Below are 17030 nucleotides of genomic sequence, written 5' to 3'. Positions count from 1 at the left end.
GAGCCGTCAGCCGGTCGCCGGGTAGTCCGGGTCGGCCACCGCCAGCTTCGCCAGCACGGCCTGCTCCAGCGCGGACATGAGCGCCTCACCGTCCTCGACGCGGCCCTCGCGGATGGCGGCGGCCAGCTCGGCGTCGTCGTCCACGCCGAGGGCGGCCAGCCGGGCGGCGTGCTCGCCGGCCTGGCCGGGGCCGAGCTCTATTTCCCTCTCCACCATGCCGAGCACGTTGATCGCCACGCGGGTGTGGTAGCGCGTCCTGCCGTCCACGGCGGGGAGCACGTCGGTCCGCAGGAAGTCGCGGACCGCGGCGACGAGCTGCGCCGCCGTGGGCACGTCATGCGGGCTGGAAGGGCTCACCCGTCCAGGGTAGGTCCGGCGGGACGCCGAACGAAGGTGCCGGGACACTTCCGATGGCATGGCGAAGGTGTGGGGCCTTTATTCGCATCCGATCATGGAGAGGCTAATCTGCGGCCATGACCACACAGTCTCCGCTCGCGCCCGCCCCGGTGCTCGGGCCCCGCCTCATCCGGGCCGAGGTCATCGTCGTGCTGTCGGTCTCGCTCGGCGCCAGCGCCCTGGTGGCGATCGTGCGGCTGATCGGGGCGCTCACCGCGCCGAAGGAGCTGAAGGGCCAGCAGGCCGTGCTCGTCGGGTCGATTGCGCCGGACCGGCCCTGGCTGGACCTGGCCCTGCAGCTCGTCCAGATCGCGATCGCGGTGGCGCCGGTCGGGCTGGTGGCGTACCTGCTGGTGCGGTCGGGCGAGTCGCTGCGCACGATCGGCGCCGACTTCCGCCGGCCCGGGGGCGACCTGCTGCGCGGGGCGGCGCTGGCGGCCGCGATCGGCGGCTCGGGGCTGGCGTTCTACCTCGCGGTGTGGGCGGCCGGGGTGAACCTGACCGTCGTGCCCGGCGCGCTGCCCGAGGTGTGGTGGCAGGTGCCGGTGCTGCTGCTCGCCGCCGCGCAGAACGGCGTGCTGGAGGAGGTGCTGGTCGCCGGATATCTGCTGCACCGGCTGGGGCAGGCCGGCTGGTCCCCGTGGAAGGCCGTCGCGGTGTCGTCGGTGTTGCGGGGGTCGTACCACCTGTATCAGGGGTTCGGGGGCTTCGTCGGCAACGTGGTGATGGGCGTGGTGTTCGGGCGGCTGTACCAGCGCTGGGGCCGGGCGATGCCGCTGATCGTGGCGCACACGCTGATCGACGCCGTGGCCTTCGTCGGGTACGCCTTCCTGCGCGGCAAGGTGAGCTGGCTGCCCTGAGGGTGGTTGACTGGGCAACGATTTGGCGTTGAGATCCTTGCATGAGCTTCGCCGTACCTGACCACATCCGCCCTGTTCGCGACGCCGTGCACGCGTTCATGACCGAACGGGTGGAGCCGGCGGAGCCGGTGCTGCACGCGGGCGGGCCGCCGGCCGCGCAGACCCTGGACGAGCTGCGGGCCGAGGCGAAGAAGGAGGGCCTGTGGGCGCTCGGCCATCCGCGCGAGCTGGGCGGCGGCGGGCTGCCGTTCCTCGACTACGTCTACGTCAACGAGGTGCAGGGGCGCAGCGAGTACGGCCAGCTCGCGCTCGGCACGTTCACCCTCCAGGACTCGCTGATGTTGCACGAGCACGCCTCGCCCCAGCAGCGGGAACGCTATCTCGAGCCGCTGGTGCGCGGCGACATCTGGCCCAGCTTCGCGATGACCGAACCGGCGGTGTCGAGCAGCGACCCCACGCAGATCGCGACCTCCGCCGTGCTGGACGGCGACGAATGGGTGATCAACGGGCACAAGTGGTTCACCACGGGAGCGTCGCGGGCGGCGTACACGACCGTGATGTGCAGGACCGAGCAGGACGCCCCGCCGCACCTGGCGTTCTCCATGATCCTGGTGCCGACCGGCACGCCCGGTTACACGATCGTGCGCGAGACGCCCGTGCTCGGGCTCGACGGGGCGCACTGCGAAGTGCGCTACGACGACGTCCGCGTGCCCTCAGGCAACCTGCTCGGGCCGCGCGGGCGGGGGTTCGTCATCGCGCAGAAGCGGCTCGGGCCGGGCCGGATCTTCCACTGCATGCGCTGGCTGGGGCAGGCCCAGCGGGCGTTCGACCTGATGTGCCGCAGGATGCACGAGCGCACCGCGTTCGGCGAGCCGCTGGCCGCCAAGCAGCTCATGCGGCAGCACGTGTTCGACTCCTACGCCGAGATCCAGGCCGCCAGGCTGCTCACGCTCGACGCCGCCGAGGCCATCGACGCGGGGTCGCAGGCGCGGGTGGAGATCGGGGCGATCAAGGTGGTGGGGGCACGCATGCTGCACAACGTGATCGACCGGGCCATCCAGGTGTACGGCGCCGCCGGGCTGACCCCCGACACGCCGCTGGATCGCATGTACCGGCACGCGCGGGCCGGGCGGATCTACGACGGGCCCGACGAGGTGCACATCGACGCGGTGGGGCGGCGCGTCCTGGGCACCTACGCGGCGGGCGGCACCTGGGCGTTCGGCCTGCGGTGAACGATCCGCACGCCATCGCCGCCGAGGCGTTCGGACCGGGCACGCGCGTCACGTCGAGCGTCAGGCTTCCGGGCGGAGCGTCACGGGAGACCTGGGCCCTCGACGTCGCCGGCCCGGACGGGAACCGGCACGAGCTGGTCCTGCGGCTCGACTCGCCCGGAGCGGCCCCGCAGGCCGGGGCCGGCGGAGGCCTGGCCGCCGAGGCGGGGCTGATGCGGGCCGCGGCGGACGCGGGTGTGCCGGTGCCCGGGATCGTCGCCTCCGGCGCTTCGTACCTCCTGATGACCCGGGTCCCCGGGGAGACGATCCCGCGCAGGATCCTGCGCGACGACGCCTACGCCGCGGCCAGGCCCCTGCTGGCCGCCCAGTGCGGGCGGGCGCTCGCGGCCGTCCACCGGATGCCGCTGTCCTGCGCGCCGCGGGACGAGCAGGAGGATCCCCTGCTGCGCTGGCGCGACCTGCTCGACCAGCTCGGCGAGCCGCATCCGGTGTTCGAGCTGGCCCTGCGCCGGCTCGCCGCCGACCGGCCGCCCGGCTCGCGGACGACCGTCGTGCACGGCGACTTCCGCAACGGCAACCTGATCGTCGGCCCCGAGGGGATCAGGGCGGTGCTCGACTGGGAGCTCGCCCACGCCGGCGACCCGCTGGAGGACCTCGGATGGTTGTGCGTGAAGGCGTGGCGGTTCGGCTCGCCGCTGCCGGTCGGCGGCTTCGGGCACTACGACGACCTGATCGACGCGTACGAGCGGGCGGGCGGCGCTCCGGTGGACCGGGAGGCGCTGCGCTGGTGGGAGACGTTCGGCGTGCTCAAGTGGGGCGTCATCTGCGTCATGCAGACCATGCGGCACCTGCGCGGCGGCGCGCGGTCGGTCGAGCTGGCCGCGATCGGGCGGCGGGTGTGCCAGAACGAGTGGGACCTGCTCCAGATGGTGCGCGAGCGCGCGGCCCGCGGGTGAAGGGCGTCCCTCAGCCCTTCCCCGCGGCGTGCGGGGCCCCGGCGCCGGAGATCGCGCCGGAGACAGCGGCGGCGATCACGTCCACCAGCCCCTCCACCACCTGCGTGCGGTCCACCTCCGGATGCTCCAGCCACCAGTCGCCGGTCGTCTGCACCATGCCGACGAAGGCGTGCCCGAGCACCTGCGCCCGCACCGGATCGGCCACCGCGCCCTCGGCGGCCAGCACCGCGCCCAGCTCCTCCCCCAGGCCGCGCACCAGGGAGGTCATGCGGGAGCGGATCGCGGTGTCCTCGGCCCCGGCCCGGAGGAACAGGAACCGGTAGAGGTTGAGATTGGCGGAGATCAGGTCGAGGTAGACGCTGATGGCGGCTCGCGCCCGGCCGCGCGGGTCCATGCCCGGCGCGGCGAGCCAGGGCCGCAGCCGGCCGATGACCGTGCGCACGTGCCGGTCGGCCAGCGCCTGGTAGAGGCCGCTCTTGTCGCCGAAGTGGCGGTAGAGGACAGGTTTGGTGACGCCCGCCGCGGCGGCGATGGCCGCCATCGACGCCTCGGGGCCGTCGTCGGTGATGACCCGGTCTGCCGCGTCGAGCAGCGACCTGCGCCGATCCGGATCCCGCCCGCTCACCTTCCCAGGATAGATCGCAACCGGACGGGCAGCAGCGCCGAGAGCACCAGCAGCGCTCCGATGAGCAGGTAGAGGCCCGTCATCCCGGCCAGCGTGCCGGGCGGCTCGCCCGGCTGCGCCCACGGCACGCCGTCCGGTCCCGGCCACGGCAGCCCGCCCGCCGCGGCCCAGGGCAGGCGGCCGGCGGCGCCGAGCGCGGCGTCCACGTCGAGGGCGAACAGGAGACCGGCCGACGCCAGCGGCACGCCGCAGCACAGCGCCGCCGCTGGCCAGGCGGTGAGGACGGTGACGATGACGGCCACCGCCCCCAGGCAGGCCAGGCCGGCCGGCGCCGGGCCGAACGTGGCGACGCCCGTGCGCAGGGCCCTGGCGGCCGCCTCGGTCAGGTAGTAGACGGGGATGAGCGCGGCCAGTCCGGCGACGGCGCCCATCACCTGCCGGGTCCCGTGGTTCACGTGCCGCCCCGCCCTCCCGCCGTCCGCCGCCCTGTGTCCGCCGGAAACCTTATCGGGCCAGCTCAGCGGCGTGCGGGGATTCGCGGATGTACGCGGGCGGCCGGGCGCGTCGAGCTCCGTACGGGCTCAGGTGAAGGTCAGCGCCGGGTACCCGAGGAGCATCACCGCGCCGAAGCCGAGCTTGAGCAGCGCGTCGGTCACGCCGAACACCGGCAGCGGGGCCTTGATCCGGAGTCCGGCGGCCGCGTTGGCCATGGTGAGCACGCCGAGGAGGGTGATCAGCGGGCCGTGGGCCATGCCCATCGGGAGGAAGTGCACGCCCACCACGAACAGGATCCACAACAGGACCGTGCGGTCGTCGGCGCCCTTGGTCCTGGAGAGCACGAGGTAGATCAGCCCGGCTTCGAGCACGAACGACCCGACGAGCCCCGCGATGTGGGCGAACGACGGCGAGCCGAGGCTGGGCAGCAGCGCGCTCAGGCCGCTGCCGACGAACCCGGCGGCGAAGCCGCCGATCAGAAACTGCAGCCAGTACGTACGGAAGATCCAGCTCAGGAGGAAGCCGGTGCCCACGCCGATCAGGAACAGCCCGCCCCCTCGGATCAGCGGATAGGGGTGATCCCCCGCGGCGGACAAGACCATATGAACGTGCGACATTCCGACTACTTTCGCAAAGGGGGAAGCCACCCTAGCGGATCGACGGCACGCCGCGGATCACCACCCGGCGAAGGCGGGCGAGCGCAGGGGATCCGCAGAGGGACGGGACGACTTCCGATCACGCGCCCGTCTTCCCGGAGGGATAGTTTCGAGGCATGCGCAACTCTGGCACGGGCCCCGGCCCCATCACCCCGGACGGATCCCCTGTCGACTTCTACAGCCTGCTCGAGCCGGGCGTCGAGCCGGAGATCGTCGCCCAGGTCACCCCGCCCGGCGGCAGCGTCCTGGAGCTGGGGGCGGGTGTCGGCCGCGTCACGCACCCGCTCATCGAGCGCGGCTTCGAGGTGGTGGCCGTCGACGAGTCAGCCGAGATGCTGGCCCGCGTGCGCGGCACGCACACGGTGCTGGGCCGGGTGGAGGACCTCCGGCTCGACCGGCGCTTCGACACGGTCATGCTGGCCTCCCAGCTGGTGAACACCGTGGACCCCGCGGTGAGGCGCGCTTTCCTGGCCACCTGCGCGCGGCACGTCAAGCCCGGGGGCGCGGTGCTCATCCAGTGGAAGCCGGCCCACGTGCACGACCGGTGGCACGCCGGCCAGAGCCGCCGGGACGGCGACGTCACGATCACCCTGGCGGCCGTCGAGGAGGTCTCCCCCGGGATCTTCCAGGCGACCATGCGCTACACCCACGGCGAGGACAAGGTGTGGACGCAGTCGTTCTCGTCCAGGCGGCTCACCGACGAGGAGCTGTCGGCCGACCTGGCCGCCGAGGGCCTGCGGCTCGATCGTTTCCTCACCGACGACCGCACCTGGGTCGTGGCGTCCCCGGCCTCCTGATCGGATTCGTTCGCGGCAGGCGCCTTTACGATGTAGATCATTAGACTGCCCTCGAAATCATGAAATTACTGGAAAATACTGGCATGGTTGATACAGTCGCGCCATGAGTGACCGGCTGGACGACCTCGAGCGGCGCATCGACGAGCTGCGAGCGGGCGTCCGCAAGGCGATGCGGGCCAGGGACGGCGCCAAGGCCCGCGTCCTGCGGGCCGAGCTGCGCAGCGCCGAGCACGCCTGGGACGCCCTGGTGAGCGGCGAGCGGCCCGCCAAGGAGGAGCCGCCGCGCCTGGTCACCGTGCGCGAGCAGGTGCACCAGGGGCTGCGGCTGCTGGGGGCGGCCGCCCAGCCGAGACTGATCGTGGCCGTCAGCGCCGCGTTCTTCGGCGGCACGATCAGCAGCAGCCGGCTCACCAGCCTGCGCAGGGACGAGGAGCGCTCGTTCAGGTCGTCGCCGTTCGGGCGGCCGTACTATCTGTGCGCCGCGCTCACCGACCGCCTCTCCCCCGCCCGCGGCCTCCTGACGCTCAGCGCCTGGCCGCTGGAACGGCGCGTGGTCGGCCCGCTCAGCCCTCGTGTCGACTTCCTGACCTGCGCCATCGCGGTGGCCGAGCAGGAGGCCGGCGACGAGCGGGCGGACAGGTTACTCGTCAGGATGGCCAGGAACATCCCCGGCGCGGCCGGCGGAACGCTGGGCCCGCCGCACCGCGGCAAGGTGATCGACGCGGCCAGGGCCGAGCTGCGCGTGCACGCCGAGCGCGACACGCGGGACCGCGCCGAGCTGGCGCAACGCGCCGTGACACAGCTCGATGACGCGGGCCGCCTGTTCGGCGCCGCTACGCTGGGCACGATCAAGAAGGAGAACGCGAAGTGAGCGGCTTGAAGCGCGCCGTGCGGAGCGGGCCCGTGAACCCGCCAGGCAGCGCGGCGACAACAGCGGAGGAAGGCGGCGGCACCGGGCGGCCGAGCGCGCGGGACGGAGCGCGGCCGTGACCCCACGACCCCGGCTCGACGCGCTGCGGGGCGTCACGCCGCCGCGGCCGCACGACGCCCGAGCGATCGCCGCCCTGGCCGCCAACCCCGGCTGTGCCCGCCGCGCCCTCATGGACGGCGCCGGCGTCGACAAGGACGCCGCCGCCCGGCACCTCGGATTCCCCGCGCCGTTCGGCCAGTCGCCGTTCGCGATCACGCGCGGCAACGTGTTCGAGGCGCTGGTCAAGGCCGACGGATGCGCGGAGCTGCTGCGGATGCTGCGCGAGCTGCTCGGCCTGCCCGTCGCCGAGGTCGCCTACCACGACGTGGAGAACGTCGGCGCCCACCTGCGCCACGCCCACACCAGGACGCTGATCGACCGGGCCGCCCGCGACGAGCACGACGCGGGCACGCTGTACGACCACCCGCTGCTCAGCCTGGAGATCGCCGGTCACACCGCCTACCTGGAACCGGACGTGGTGGCGTTCCAGCTCGGCGGCCGCTTCCACATCGTGGAGATCAAGTCGTTCGCGGTGATCGACGGGCAGGCCGACCCCTCGGCGGTGGCGGCGGCCGCCCGCCAGGCCGCCGTCTACGTGCTGGCGCTGCGCACGCTGCTGGAGGAGCTGGGCCACGACCCGCTGAAGGTCTCGCACGACGTGGTGCTGGTCTGCCCGGAGAACTTCGCCAACCGCCCCGTCGCCTCGCTGGTCGACGTGCGCAGGCAGCTGGCCGTGCTGCGCCGCCAGCTCACCAGGATGACCGCCCTCGACCGGCTGCTCGAAGGGCTGCCCGGCGATCTGACGTTCGACCTGCGGCCGGACGACGACGGCCGGCCCACCAGGCCGGTCGCCGAGCTGGCCGACGCGCTGCGCAGGACGACCGCCCGCTACGCCCCCGACTGCCTGTCCACGTGCGACATGTGCTTCTTCTGCCGCGACGAGGCCCGGCAGGAGGGCGCCTCCGACCTGCTCGGCCGGCAGGTGCGCGACGAGCTGGGCGGGGTGGCCTCGGTGGCGGAGGCGCTCGGCCTGGCCGACGGCGCCCGCGACCCCGCCGCGGGCCAGGAGGAGATCGCGCGGCTGCTCCGCAACGCCGAACGCCTGCGCAAGGAGTGCCTGACGTGAGCCCGCGAGGGAGACCCACGTGAGCCTGCTGACCTCGCTCGCCCGGCTGCGGGCCCTGGACGAGGGCATCGCGCAGCCCATCGCGACCGTCAGGCACTGCCACCTGGCGGACCGGCCGATGGTGTTCATCCCGCTCAAGCTGTCGGGCGAGGCCGCCGCGCCGCTCGCGGCCATGCTCGGCACCGACCGCGACCGGCCGCGCCTGCTGGTCGTGACCCAGCCGCGCAACCGCGACCTGCGCTTCGCGTGGGCGGCCGAGCTGGCGGGGGTGCTGCTGCCGTACGTCGAGGGGTTCCTGCACGACACCGAGACGGTGGAGCGCAGGAACGCCGACCCGTACGAGCGGGCGATCGACGCGCCGCAGATCCTCGTCCCCAACCCGGCGGGCGTGGCCTTCGTCCGGCTGCTGGGCCGCTCGATGCGCTTCCGCCGGGCCGACGGGCCCTACCCGGTGCCGGAGTCGGTGCCGCTGCTGGGGCGCTGGCTGACCTATTTCGCGGAGCGGGCGGCGTACCCCGGCTCGTCGCTGATGCCGGCCATGACGGAGGAGCTGGGGCGGCACTGGGCCAGCGGGCAGAGCGGCCTGGAGGACGCCAACCTGGCCGCGCTGCTGGCCTGGATCACCACCGGGCCGAGCGACGACGCCGAGGACCCGCTGATCTGGCCGCCCGCCGGGCCGGCGACCGACCCGGGGTTCGACGCGGAGGTGCTCGCGCCGGCGATGGACAGCGGCTCGGCCGAACGCGTCACGGAGGCGCTGCGCACCCAGCTGGAGCCCGGGTGGCGGCTCATGTGGCAGGCGATCGACCTGCTCGCCGGGCTGGAGGCGGGCGCCGGCGTGGCGTCGCGGTGGGAGCAGGACCGCGGCTCGTTCAGCGGCATGGCCGCGCACATCGCCGAGGGCGCGCCGCCGCAGCCCCGGCGCGACGGCGCGGTCGCCGCCGCCGCCAAGCTCGCCCGCATGGAACGCGCCCAGGCCGCCTACGACGCGCAGCGCGCCTACGACGACCCGCTCGTGATGGCCGAATACCGGCTGTCCGGGGAGGCGTTCGCGGGCGAGGTCCTCGACACCGACCCGGACAACACCGAGGGCGAGGGCCGCTCGCGCAAGCTCCGGCCGCTCGTGGTGGTCAAGACCGACGATCCCGTACGCCTCGCGCCCGGCACGTCCCTCGGCACCCCGCAGCGGCGCGCTCAGGGCGCGGAGCTGGTGTCGGCCGGTGAGGGCCTGGTCACCCTGAAGATCACCAAGGGCATGGGCCGCGGCAGGACGGCGGCGCCGGGCGCCGTGCCCGAGATCGGCGAGCGGGTCTGCTACACCTCGCTGACGGACGACTTCCAGGGCTCGCCCGCGCTGCCGGACGCCGAGGCGACCCCGTGGACGCACGGCGGGCCACCGCAGGAGTACGTGCCCGACGACGAGGACGCCCAGGAGGAGTGGTCGTGACCGCCGGCCCCGAGCAGGTCATCAGGAACGTCCTCGCCGACCTGCCCCGCCACCGGGGCGTGGTGGTCGACTCCCCGCCTGGTGCGGGCAAGTCCACGCTGGTCGTACGCGCCGCCGCGCACATCGCCGCCACCGGCGAGCCCCTGATGATCGTCGCCCAGACGAACGAGCAGGTCGACGACCTGGTGACGCGGATCTCCGACAAACATCCGCGCCTGACCGTGGGGCGGCTGTCGGCGAGCGGATACGTGCCGCCGCCGCGGATGCTGGAGCTGCCCGGCGTGCGGGTCGGCACGAGGATCCAGGATCTGGGCGACCCCGACATCGTCATCGCCACGGCGGACAAGTGGGCGTGGATCGGCGGCCGGGTGTGGCCGTGGGCGATCGTGGACGAGGCGTACCAGATGCGCTCGGACAAGCTGCTGCGGATCGCGGGGCTGTTCGAGCGGGCGTTGTTCGTGGGCGACCCCGGGCAGCTCGACCCGTTCTCGATCGTCGACGGTGACCGCTGGTCGGGGTTGTCGTGGGATCCGCTGCAGAGCGCGGTGTCGGTGCTGCTGCGGCACAACCCCGACCTGCCCGTGCACCGGCTGCCGGTGTCGTGGCGGCTGCCCGCGTCGGCCGCGCCGGTGGTGTCGCGGGCGTTCTACCCGTTCACCGGGTTCCGGTCGGGCACGTCCGACGGGGACCGGCGGCTGGAACTGGCCACCGGAGGCATGGGCACGCCGCACGACCGGGCGCTGGAGGAGGCGGCCAGGTCGGGGTGGGCGCTGCTGGAGCTGCCCAACCGGCACACCGTGCGCACCGACGCGGAGGCCGTGCAGGCGGTGGCGTCGCTGGCCGGGCGGCTGCTGCAGCGGGGTGCGGTGGCGAGCTCCGAGCAGGGCGAGCGGCCGGTGACGGCGGACCGCGTCGCGGTCGGCGCGGCGCACCGCGACCAGGTGGCCGCCATCCGCGCCGCCGGCGTGCCGCCGCAGATCACCGTGGACACCGCCAACCGGCTGCAGGGCCGCGAGTACGACGTGACGATCGTGCTGCACCCGCTGTCGGGGCGCAGGGACGCGACGGCCTTCCACCTGGAGTCGGGCCGGCTGTGCGTGCTGGCGTCGCGGCACCGGCACGCGTGCGTGGTGGTGGCCAGGGCGGGCATCGCCGAACTCCTGGACGCGCACCCGTCCGCGGAGCCGGTGCAGCTGGGGGTGCCGGTGAAGTTCCCCGACGGGTGGGAGGCGAACCAGTCAGTGCTGGAGCACCTCTCCCGCCACCGCGTCTGACCCGCCCGCGGTCCGGAGGCGGCGGCGCCAGACGTCGATGACCATGACCTGGCGCATGCCCGCGGATTCGTACAGCCCCAGCGCGGGCGTGGTGTTGTTGCTGTCGACGTGCAGGATCGTGCCCACGCGCCCGCGGGCGGCGTCGGCGGCGAACGCGTGGCGCAGCAGGAGGCGGCCGAGGCCCTTCCCCCGGTAGGCGGGCAGCACCGCCAGCGTGGCCACGTAGCCGCAGTTCTCGTCGGCCACGAACTGGTCGTTGCCCATCACCATCCCGGCCGGACGCCCGTCGACGCGGGCGAGCGTGAGCAGGCTCCAGTCGTTGACGCTCCGCGCCTGCCTGCGTTCGTGCCACAGGTCGTAGCCGACCGGGACGAACCCGAAGTGCTCGGCGAACGCCTCCTGCTGCACCGCGTGGGCCACCCGCCGCACCTGCTCGCTCTCCCCCGTGTGCAGGGTGATCCCGGCGGGCACCTCGACGGGCGCTTCTCCCGGGCCGTCGTGGTCGATGCGCATGCGGTGGAAGCATGTGCCCGGCTCGAAGCCGAGGGCCTCGACCGTGGCCTGCTTGCCGCGGTCGGCGCGGTAGACGCCGACGTGCAGGGTGACGCCGTCGTGGCCGCGCTCGGCCGCCATCTCGCGCGCGCGGTCGCGGACGAGCGGCCACAACCGTCCGGCCAGCGGCTCGGCGCCTGGCCGGACGATCACGTCGACGTCCACCAGGTCGCCGTCGCCGGGGCGGTACGCCCAGGCCCAGCCGTCGAGCCGGCCGCCGTCGTCGAACGCCAGCCAGCCGTCCCTGCCGCGGTCGAAGCCGGGGTCCGCGAGTTCGTCGGTCACGTCGTCGAGGGTCATGTCGGGTGCGCCGAGCACGGCGAGGTCGCGGGCACTGATGACCTCGTGAATGGCCGCCGCGTCGTCGGCCCGGGGACGCCTGATGCGATGCATAGGGGAATTGTCCATGTCCGCACCGCCCGCGCGCCTTCCCTTTTCCTGGCGGCGCACGGCGGCTTCAGCCCGCCGCGGGCGTGACGGCCTGCTCGTCGGAGGCGGCGGCCTGCGCAGGGGCGGCGCCGCGCAGCGGGATCTCCTGGATGAACGCCGCCAGCACCGGCACGGCCACCGCGAACGCGATGGCCCACCAGAAGACACCGGAGATCGACGCCGCCAGCGACTCCAGCAGCCCGGTGCGGACCTGGGCGGGCATGGCGGCGACCGCGCCCGGGTCCATCCTGGCGCCGGTCCTCGCCATGCGCTCGGCCGCCTGCGCGCCGAACCTGCCGGTCAGCTCGGACAGCAGCGCGCCGTTGAAGATCGCGCCGAACATCGAGACGCCGAAGGAGCCGCCGATCGACCGGAAGAAGGTGGTCGCGCTGCTGGAGACGCCGAGATCCTTCTGCTCGACGCTGTTCTGGGCGATGAGCATCGTGGTCTGCATCAGGAAGCCCATGCCGAGGCCGAGCACCGCGATGTAGACGCCGGTCAGCCAGGCCGGCGTGGTGACGTCCATGGTGGACAGCAGCCACATGCCGGCGGCCATGCCGGCGCCGCCGATCACCGGGTAGATCTTGTACTTGCCCGTGGCGGTGATGGCCTTGCCCACGAACAGCGACACCACCATGGAGGCGCCCATCATCGGCAGCAGCAGCAGGCCGGAGTTGGTGGCGGTGGCGCCCTGCACCATCTGCTGGAAGAGCGGCAGGAAGTTGATCGCGCCGAACATGGCGAAGCCGAGCAGGAAGCCGATGGCCGAGATCAGGGTGAAGTTGCGGATCCTGAAGAGCTGCAGCGGCATGATCGGCTCGGCCGCCCGCCGTTCCACCAGGACGAACACGGCCAGCGTGACCACGGCGAGCGCGGCCAGGGCGAGGATCTGCCAGGAGCCCCACGCGTACTCGTTGCCTCCCCAGGTGGTGATGAGCACCATCGCGGTGATGCTGACCGACAGCAGGATCGCGCCCGCCCAGTCGATGCGCACCCGCGTCTTCTCCACCTTGGGCAGGTGCAGCCTGAGCACCAGCAGGACCAGCGCGATCGCGCCGATCGGCAGGTTGACGTAGAAGGCCCAGCGCCAGTCGAGGTTGTCGGTGATGAAGCCGCCGACCAGCGGGCCCGCGATCATGGCCAGCGACATGACGCCGGCCATGATGCCCTGGTACTGGCCGCGTTCGCGGGGCGGCACGAGGTCGCCGATGATCGCCATGACGTTCACGATCAGGCCGCCCGCGCCCAGCCCCTGCACCGCGCGGAACGCGATCAGCTCGGTCATGCCGTCGTCCGGCCCGCCGAGCAGGTCGGAGCCGGCCATTCCGCAGAGCGCCGAACCGATCATGAAGATGACGATCGAGATGATGAAGATGGCCTTGCGCCCGTACAGGTCGCCGATCTTGCCCCAGATCGGCGTCGACACGGTCGTGCCCAGCACGTACGCCGTGACCACCCAGGACAGGTGTGCCAGGCCGCCGAGCTCTCCCACGATGCGCGGCATGGCCGTGCCCACGATCATGTTGTCGAGCATCGCCAGCATCATCGCGAGCATCAGCCCTGGCAGGACGACCATGACCTCGCGGCGCCGTCCGATTGCCTCAGCCACCACTTACCCCCCAGCGCGCACGCTCCTTACCTGCCGACCGGCAAGCGTAGAATAAGGTAGATACTTACTTGTCGGCCGTCAAGTCGAAATAGGTGCGAAGTGCGGGAAGACACGCGAACCCGGATCCAGGAGATCGCGCTCAGGCTCTTCACCGAGCAGGGCTACGAGGCGACCTCCCTGCGGGAGATCGCCGAGGAGCTCGGGGTGACGAAGGCCGCGCTCTACTACCACTTCAAGACCAAGGACGACATCGTCGCGAGCCTGGTCGATCTCCGGCTGACCGACATCGAGGAGCTGCTCGCGTGGGCGCGCAGCCGGCCCAAGACTCCGGAGATGCGCCGGGAGCTGGTCGAGCGTTACGCCGCCTACCTGCGGCGCACCCGGCACCTCGGCGTGGCGAGGTTCCTCGAGCGTAACCAGACGGCGCTGCGCGACCACCCGACGCTCATCAAGATCCGCGAGCGGATGAAGGAGGTGACGCACGAGATGAGCGGGCCCGAGGCGACGCCCGTCGAGCGCATCAGCCGCTCGCTGGCGCTGTTCGGGCTGCACGCGGGCAAGTGGCTGGCCCTGGAGGGCGAGCTGTCGGAGGAGGAGATCCACAAGGCCACGATCGAGGTGGCCATGCGGCTCATCGAGCCCTGATCATCCGGACTTGTAACGCCTGAAGGGACGATTGGGGCGCGAGATCAGGGGAAGTGGGATGACACGCATCGACAAGGGAGGAGGCGCGGTGGAGACCACGATAGCGCTTCGGTTGCCCCGCGATGCGGCGAGCGTCCCGCTGATCAGAGAGATGCTGGACGGCACGCTGCGCTCGCTCGGCGTCGATCCGCAGGTCCGCGACGACATCGAGCTCATGCTCACCGAGGCGTGCTCCAACGTGATCAAACACGCGGCGCCCAGCGACGACTACCGCGTCTGCGCCATCGTCGACGACGAGCGGTGTGTCATCCAGGTGGTGGACCACGGCGGCGGTTTCGACCCGCGCGAGATCGTCGACCACGGCCCGGGCTCCGAGCACGGACGCGGGCTGCAGATCATGCGGGCCCTCGCCGACGACATCCGCTTCGCCAACAAGCACGAGGACGGGGCCATGGTGTGCCTGGAGAAGCGCCTGCGGTACGCGCCCGGCGCGGCCGGCACGCACCTCATGACCACCTAGAGCTTGCTGGACCGCTCCGCCGGCCTGTGGTCGCGCAGCCGTACGCGGTGCGGGTGGCCGCCGGCGGACCCGCGCTCCGCGGGACGGCCGCCGAGGCGCAGCCGCCGGCGTACGCGGGGCGTGTTACCGCTCAGCTCGGCCCGCCGCCGCGCCGGCACGGTGCCGCCGCTCAGCTTGAGCTCCAGCCGGCGCTCCCGGCGGCTCAGCCGCCTCCACGCCGCACGCCAGTTGATCATCACGGCGGCCATCGTCACGAAGGTGACCATGGCGGCCACCGCGATGAGCAGCACGGCCATGACGACGAGGAGGACGACGACCGCCAGGGCACCGATCGCGCCGAGCACTTCCACCATTCGGCAGAAGATGCCCGCCGCCCAGCGGTCTATGCCTGATCTTGGGGATATAACGGGCTTACTCGGCCACACCGTTCGCCTGGTCGAGGCGGCCGGGCAGGAGGTCGAGGCGGCGCAGGATGACGCCCTCGCGCAGCGCCCACGGGCACACGTCGAGCCGCTCCACCTCGAACAGGTCCATGATCGCGTCGGCGACCAGCGCGCCCGCCGCCAGCTGCGCCGCCCGGCCCTCGGACACGCCGGACAGCTGGGCCCGCTCGGCGGCCTCCATGGTGGTCAGCTTGGCCGCCCAGTCGGCCATGTCCGCACGCGACAGCGTGCGCGCGACGTAGGGGCCCTCGCTGGAGGGCGCCGCGCCGGCGATCCTGGCCAGCTGCTTGAAGGTCTTGGACGTGGCCACCGCGCGGTCGGCCCCGCCGTATCTGACGATGTCGCCGACGGTGCGGGCGATCTCGGCGCGTACGTGCTTGCGCAGCTTGCGCACCTCGTCGGCGGAGGGCGGGTCGCCGGTGAGCCAGTCGCGCGTCAGCCGCCCGGCGCCCAGCGGCAGCGACACGGCCACGTCGGGCTCCTCGTCGACCCCGGCGGCGATCTCCAGCGAACCGCCCCCTATGTCGAAGGCCAGCAGCCGCCCCGACGACCATCCGAACCACCGCCGTACGGCCAGGAAGGTCAGCCTGGCCTCGTCGCGACCGGACAGCACGGTGATGTCCACCCCGCAGCGCTGGTCGATCTCGGCGAGCACCTGCTCGCCGTTGGAGGCCTCGCGCACGGCGGAGGTGGCGAAGGCCACGAGGTCCTCCACCCCCTTGTCCTCGGCGAGGGCGACGGCCTCCTCCACGAAGGCACCGAGCCGCTCGATGCCCTTGCCGGCCAGCCGGTTGTCGTCGCCGAGATGCTCCGACAGGCGCAGCTCGACCTTGTGGGAGTAGGCGGGCATGGGCCGGGCGCCGCGGTGGGCGTCGACGACCAGTAAGTGCACGGTGTTCGAGCCGATGTCCAGCACGCCGAGTCGCATGGTGAAACGCTACAGTCCTGCGGCTTCGACGACGACAGGGAGCCCGGCGCCCCCGGGCGCGCGGGGAGGGCGGCCGGCGCCGTGGCGTGGGGCGTCCGCGTCGTGACGGGCCTGCCGCAGGCATTACCCTTCCTTGGTGTCACGACACGTTGGGGGGATCTGTGAACGCTTGCTGCGGCCCGAGCAGAAACGCCACCTCCGGGCCCGTCCAGGAGGCCGTGAAGATCGCTGTGCGGCGGACGGCGCCGCGCGGCATGGTGCGCATCCCCGGCGGGACGTTCCTGATGGGCGGGGACGACCCCGACGGACGGCCCGACGACGGTGAGGGGCCGGTCCGCGAGGTGCGGCTCGACCCGTTCCTGATCGATCCGGCATGCGTGACGAACGCGCAGTTCGCCACGTTCGTCAAGGAGACCGGCTACGTCACGGAGGCCGAGCGGATCGGCTGGTCGTTCGTGTTCCACCAGTTCGCCACGGGTGGGGTGATGGACGCCTCCGTGCCGGGCGCGCCCTGGTGGGCCGGGGTGGAGGGAGCCACGTGGCGCTCGCCCGAGGGTCCCGGCTCCTCGATCGGCGACCGGCAGAACCATCCCGTGGTGCACGTGTCGTGGAACGACGCCGGCGCCTACGCCACGTGGGCGGGCAAGCGGCTGCCCACCGAGGCGGAGTGGGAGATGGCGGCCCGCGGCGGGCTGGAGCGCAAGAAGTACCCGTGGGGCGACGAGCTGGCGCCCAAGGGCCGGCAGCGGTGCAACATCTGGCAGGGCCGGTTCCCGACCGCGCCGAGCAAGGGGACGGTGCCCGTCAAGTCGTTCCAGCCCAACGGCTACGGCCTCTACAACGTCTCGGGCAACGTGTGGGAGTGGACGGCCGACTGGTGGGGCACGACGTGGGAGGCCTTCGCCGACAACCCCACGGGGCCGGCCGAGGGCGGCGCCAAGGTGATCCGCGGCGGGTCGTACATGTGCCACGACTCCTACTGCAACCGCTATCGTGTCGCCGCCCGCACCTCCAACACTCCTGACTCCGCCTCCGGGCACACGGGTTTCCGCTGTGCGGCTCTAATCTGA

The 17030-nt window shown here is 72.7% G+C and carries 19 protein-coding genes; 11 read left to right on the top strand and 8 right to left on the bottom strand.

Annotated features, from left to right (window positions below; all coding sequences use genetic code 11):
• Nucleotides 1-6: 6 nt before the first annotated feature.
• The gene (locus ABGB14_RS19065) at nucleotides 7-357 is read right to left on the bottom strand and encodes a DUF6285 domain-containing protein (RefSeq protein ID WP_347645017.1); all 351 of its coding nucleotides are present in this window, start codon (nucleotides 355-357) and stop codon (nucleotides 7-9) included.
• Nucleotides 358-473: 116 nt separating this feature from the next.
• Between ABGB14_RS19065 and ABGB14_RS19060 the strand changes: the two genes are divergently transcribed.
• Genes ABGB14_RS19060 through ABGB14_RS19050 form a run of 3 tightly spaced genes read left to right on the top strand, consistent with a single transcriptional unit; the run spans nucleotide 474 to nucleotide 3444 of the window.
• Entirely contained in the window at nucleotides 474-1256 is a 783-nt protein-coding gene (locus tag ABGB14_RS19060; protein ID WP_347645016.1) for a CPBP family intramembrane glutamic endopeptidase, read from the top strand.
• A gap of 41 nt (nucleotides 1257-1297) precedes the next feature.
• A complete protein-coding gene (locus ABGB14_RS19055; protein ID WP_347645015.1) occupies nucleotides 1298-2488 on the top strand; it encodes an acyl-CoA dehydrogenase family protein in 1191 nt (396 codons plus the stop codon).
• Nucleotides 2485-3444, top strand: a complete 960-nt coding sequence (locus ABGB14_RS19050; RefSeq protein WP_347645014.1) for a phosphotransferase family protein — start codon at nucleotides 2485-2487, stop codon at nucleotides 3442-3444. The genes ABGB14_RS19055 and ABGB14_RS19050 overlap by 4 nt, the downstream gene beginning before the upstream one ends.
• Before the next feature lie 10 nt (nucleotides 3445-3454).
• Here ABGB14_RS19050 and ABGB14_RS19045 read toward each other — a convergent pair whose 3' ends face one another.
• The 3 genes from ABGB14_RS19045 to ABGB14_RS19035 form a co-directional block, all read right to left on the bottom strand.
• A complete protein-coding gene (locus ABGB14_RS19045; RefSeq protein WP_347645013.1) occupies nucleotides 3455-4069 on the bottom strand; it encodes a TetR family transcriptional regulator in 615 nt (204 codons plus the stop codon).
• Nucleotides 4066-4524: a hypothetical protein gene (locus ABGB14_RS19040; protein WP_347645012.1), complete on the bottom strand. Its 459-nt coding sequence runs from the start codon at nucleotides 4522-4524 to the stop codon at nucleotides 4066-4068. The genes ABGB14_RS19045 and ABGB14_RS19040 overlap by 4 nt, the downstream gene beginning before the upstream one ends.
• Nucleotides 4525-4650: 126 nt before the next feature.
• The gene (locus ABGB14_RS19035) at nucleotides 4651-5181 is read right to left on the bottom strand and encodes a DUF6609 family protein (RefSeq protein WP_347645011.1); all 531 of its coding nucleotides are present in this window, start codon (nucleotides 5179-5181) and stop codon (nucleotides 4651-4653) included.
• Between the two features lie 155 nt (nucleotides 5182-5336).
• Here ABGB14_RS19035 and ABGB14_RS19030 point away from each other — a divergent pair, with 155 nt between their 5' ends.
• From ABGB14_RS19030 to ABGB14_RS19010, 5 genes are all read left to right on the top strand, one after another.
• The gene (locus ABGB14_RS19030) at nucleotides 5337-6017 is read left to right on the top strand and encodes a class I SAM-dependent methyltransferase (protein ID WP_347645010.1); all 681 of its coding nucleotides are present in this window, start codon (nucleotides 5337-5339) and stop codon (nucleotides 6015-6017) included.
• Nucleotides 6018-6120: 103 nt separating this feature from the next.
• On the top strand, nucleotides 6121-6888 hold the full coding sequence (locus ABGB14_RS19025) for a hypothetical protein (protein WP_347645009.1): 768 nt from the start codon (nucleotides 6121-6123) through the stop codon (nucleotides 6886-6888).
• Between the two features lie 115 nt (nucleotides 6889-7003).
• Nucleotides 7004-8113: a hypothetical protein gene (locus tag ABGB14_RS19020; RefSeq protein WP_347645008.1), complete on the top strand. Its 1110-nt coding sequence runs from the start codon at nucleotides 7004-7006 to the stop codon at nucleotides 8111-8113.
• Between the two features lie 19 nt (nucleotides 8114-8132).
• On the top strand, nucleotides 8133-9560 hold the full coding sequence (locus ABGB14_RS19015; RefSeq protein ID WP_347645007.1) for a hypothetical protein: 1428 nt from the start codon (nucleotides 8133-8135) through the stop codon (nucleotides 9558-9560).
• The gene (locus ABGB14_RS19010) at nucleotides 9557-10834 is read left to right on the top strand and encodes an AAA family ATPase (protein ID WP_347645006.1); all 1278 of its coding nucleotides are present in this window, start codon (nucleotides 9557-9559) and stop codon (nucleotides 10832-10834) included. Before ABGB14_RS19015 ends, ABGB14_RS19010 begins: the two co-directional genes overlap by 4 nt.
• On the opposite strand, the gene ABGB14_RS19005 is transcribed toward ABGB14_RS19010, so the two are convergent.
• Both ABGB14_RS19005 and ABGB14_RS19000 read right to left on the bottom strand, forming a co-directional pair.
• Nucleotides 10799-11779 (bottom strand): GNAT family N-acetyltransferase, encoded by a 981-nt coding sequence (locus tag ABGB14_RS19005; protein ID WP_347645005.1) that lies wholly within the window; start codon nucleotides 11777-11779, stop codon nucleotides 10799-10801. The two genes, ABGB14_RS19010 and ABGB14_RS19005, sit on opposite strands and share 36 nt — an antisense overlap.
• Before the next feature lie 64 nt (nucleotides 11780-11843).
• Nucleotides 11844-13424 carry an MDR family MFS transporter gene (locus ABGB14_RS19000; protein WP_347645004.1) on the bottom strand — a complete coding sequence of 527 codons (1581 nt, stop codon included), beginning with the start codon at nucleotides 13422-13424 and terminating at the stop codon, nucleotides 11844-11846.
• A gap of 99 nt (nucleotides 13425-13523) precedes the next feature.
• On the opposite strand from ABGB14_RS19000, the gene ABGB14_RS18995 reads away from it, so the two are divergent.
• On the top strand, nucleotides 13524-14069 hold the full coding sequence (locus tag ABGB14_RS18995; RefSeq protein WP_347645003.1) for a helix-turn-helix domain-containing protein: 546 nt from the start codon (nucleotides 13524-13526) through the stop codon (nucleotides 14067-14069).
• Nucleotides 14070-14157: 88 nt separating this feature from the next.
• Nucleotides 14158-14589 carry an ATP-binding protein gene (locus ABGB14_RS18990; protein ID WP_347645002.1) on the top strand — a complete coding sequence of 144 codons (432 nt, stop codon included), beginning with the start codon at nucleotides 14158-14160 and terminating at the stop codon, nucleotides 14587-14589.
• On the opposite strand, the gene ABGB14_RS18985 is transcribed toward ABGB14_RS18990, so the two are convergent.
• Entirely contained in the window at nucleotides 14586-14942 is a 357-nt protein-coding gene (locus tag ABGB14_RS18985) for a hypothetical protein (protein ID WP_347645001.1), read from the bottom strand. The two genes, ABGB14_RS18990 and ABGB14_RS18985, sit on opposite strands and share 4 nt — an antisense overlap.
• A gap of 58 nt (nucleotides 14943-15000) precedes the next feature.
• The gene (locus tag ABGB14_RS18980; protein ID WP_347645000.1) at nucleotides 15001-15960 is read right to left on the bottom strand and encodes a Ppx/GppA phosphatase family protein; all 960 of its coding nucleotides are present in this window, start codon (nucleotides 15958-15960) and stop codon (nucleotides 15001-15003) included.
• A 218-nt stretch (nucleotides 15961-16178) separates the two neighbouring features.
• Between ABGB14_RS18980 and ABGB14_RS18975 the strand changes: the two genes are divergently transcribed.
• Nucleotides 16179-17030 carry a formylglycine-generating enzyme family protein gene (locus ABGB14_RS18975; protein ID WP_347644999.1) on the top strand — a complete coding sequence of 284 codons (852 nt, stop codon included), beginning with the start codon at nucleotides 16179-16181 and terminating at the stop codon, nucleotides 17028-17030.

Source organism: Nonomuraea sp. B10E15 (assembly GCF_039871615.1).
Classification (GTDB): domain Bacteria; phylum Actinomycetota; class Actinomycetes; order Streptosporangiales; family Streptosporangiaceae; genus Nonomuraea.
Note: the sequence above shows the minus strand (reverse complement) of the source record. Positions and strands in the feature narration are given on the sequence as shown.

Coding starts and splice junctions, on each gene's coding strand:
- ABGB14_RS19060 (WP_347645016.1), top strand. CDS start 474: ATGACCACACAGTCTCCGCTCGCGCCCGCCCCGGTGCTCGGGCCCCGC.
- ABGB14_RS19055 (WP_347645015.1), top strand. CDS start 1,298: ATGAGCTTCGCCGTACCTGACCACATCCGCCCTGTTCGCGACGCCGTG.
- ABGB14_RS19035 (WP_347645011.1), bottom strand. CDS start 5,181: ATGTCGCACGTTCATATGGTCTTGTCCGCCGCGGGGGATCACCCCTAT.
- ABGB14_RS19030 (WP_347645010.1), top strand. CDS start 5,337: ATGCGCAACTCTGGCACGGGCCCCGGCCCCATCACCCCGGACGGATCC.
- ABGB14_RS19025 (WP_347645009.1), top strand. CDS start 6,121: ATGAGTGACCGGCTGGACGACCTCGAGCGGCGCATCGACGAGCTGCGA.
- ABGB14_RS19005 (WP_347645005.1), bottom strand. CDS start 11,779: ATGCATCGCATCAGGCGTCCCCGGGCCGACGACGCGGCGGCCATTCAC.
- ABGB14_RS18985 (WP_347645001.1), bottom strand. CDS start 14,942: ATGGTGGAAGTGCTCGGCGCGATCGGTGCCCTGGCGGTCGTCGTCCTC.
- ABGB14_RS18980 (WP_347645000.1), bottom strand. CDS start 15,960: ATGCGACTCGGCGTGCTGGACATCGGCTCGAACACCGTGCACTTACTG.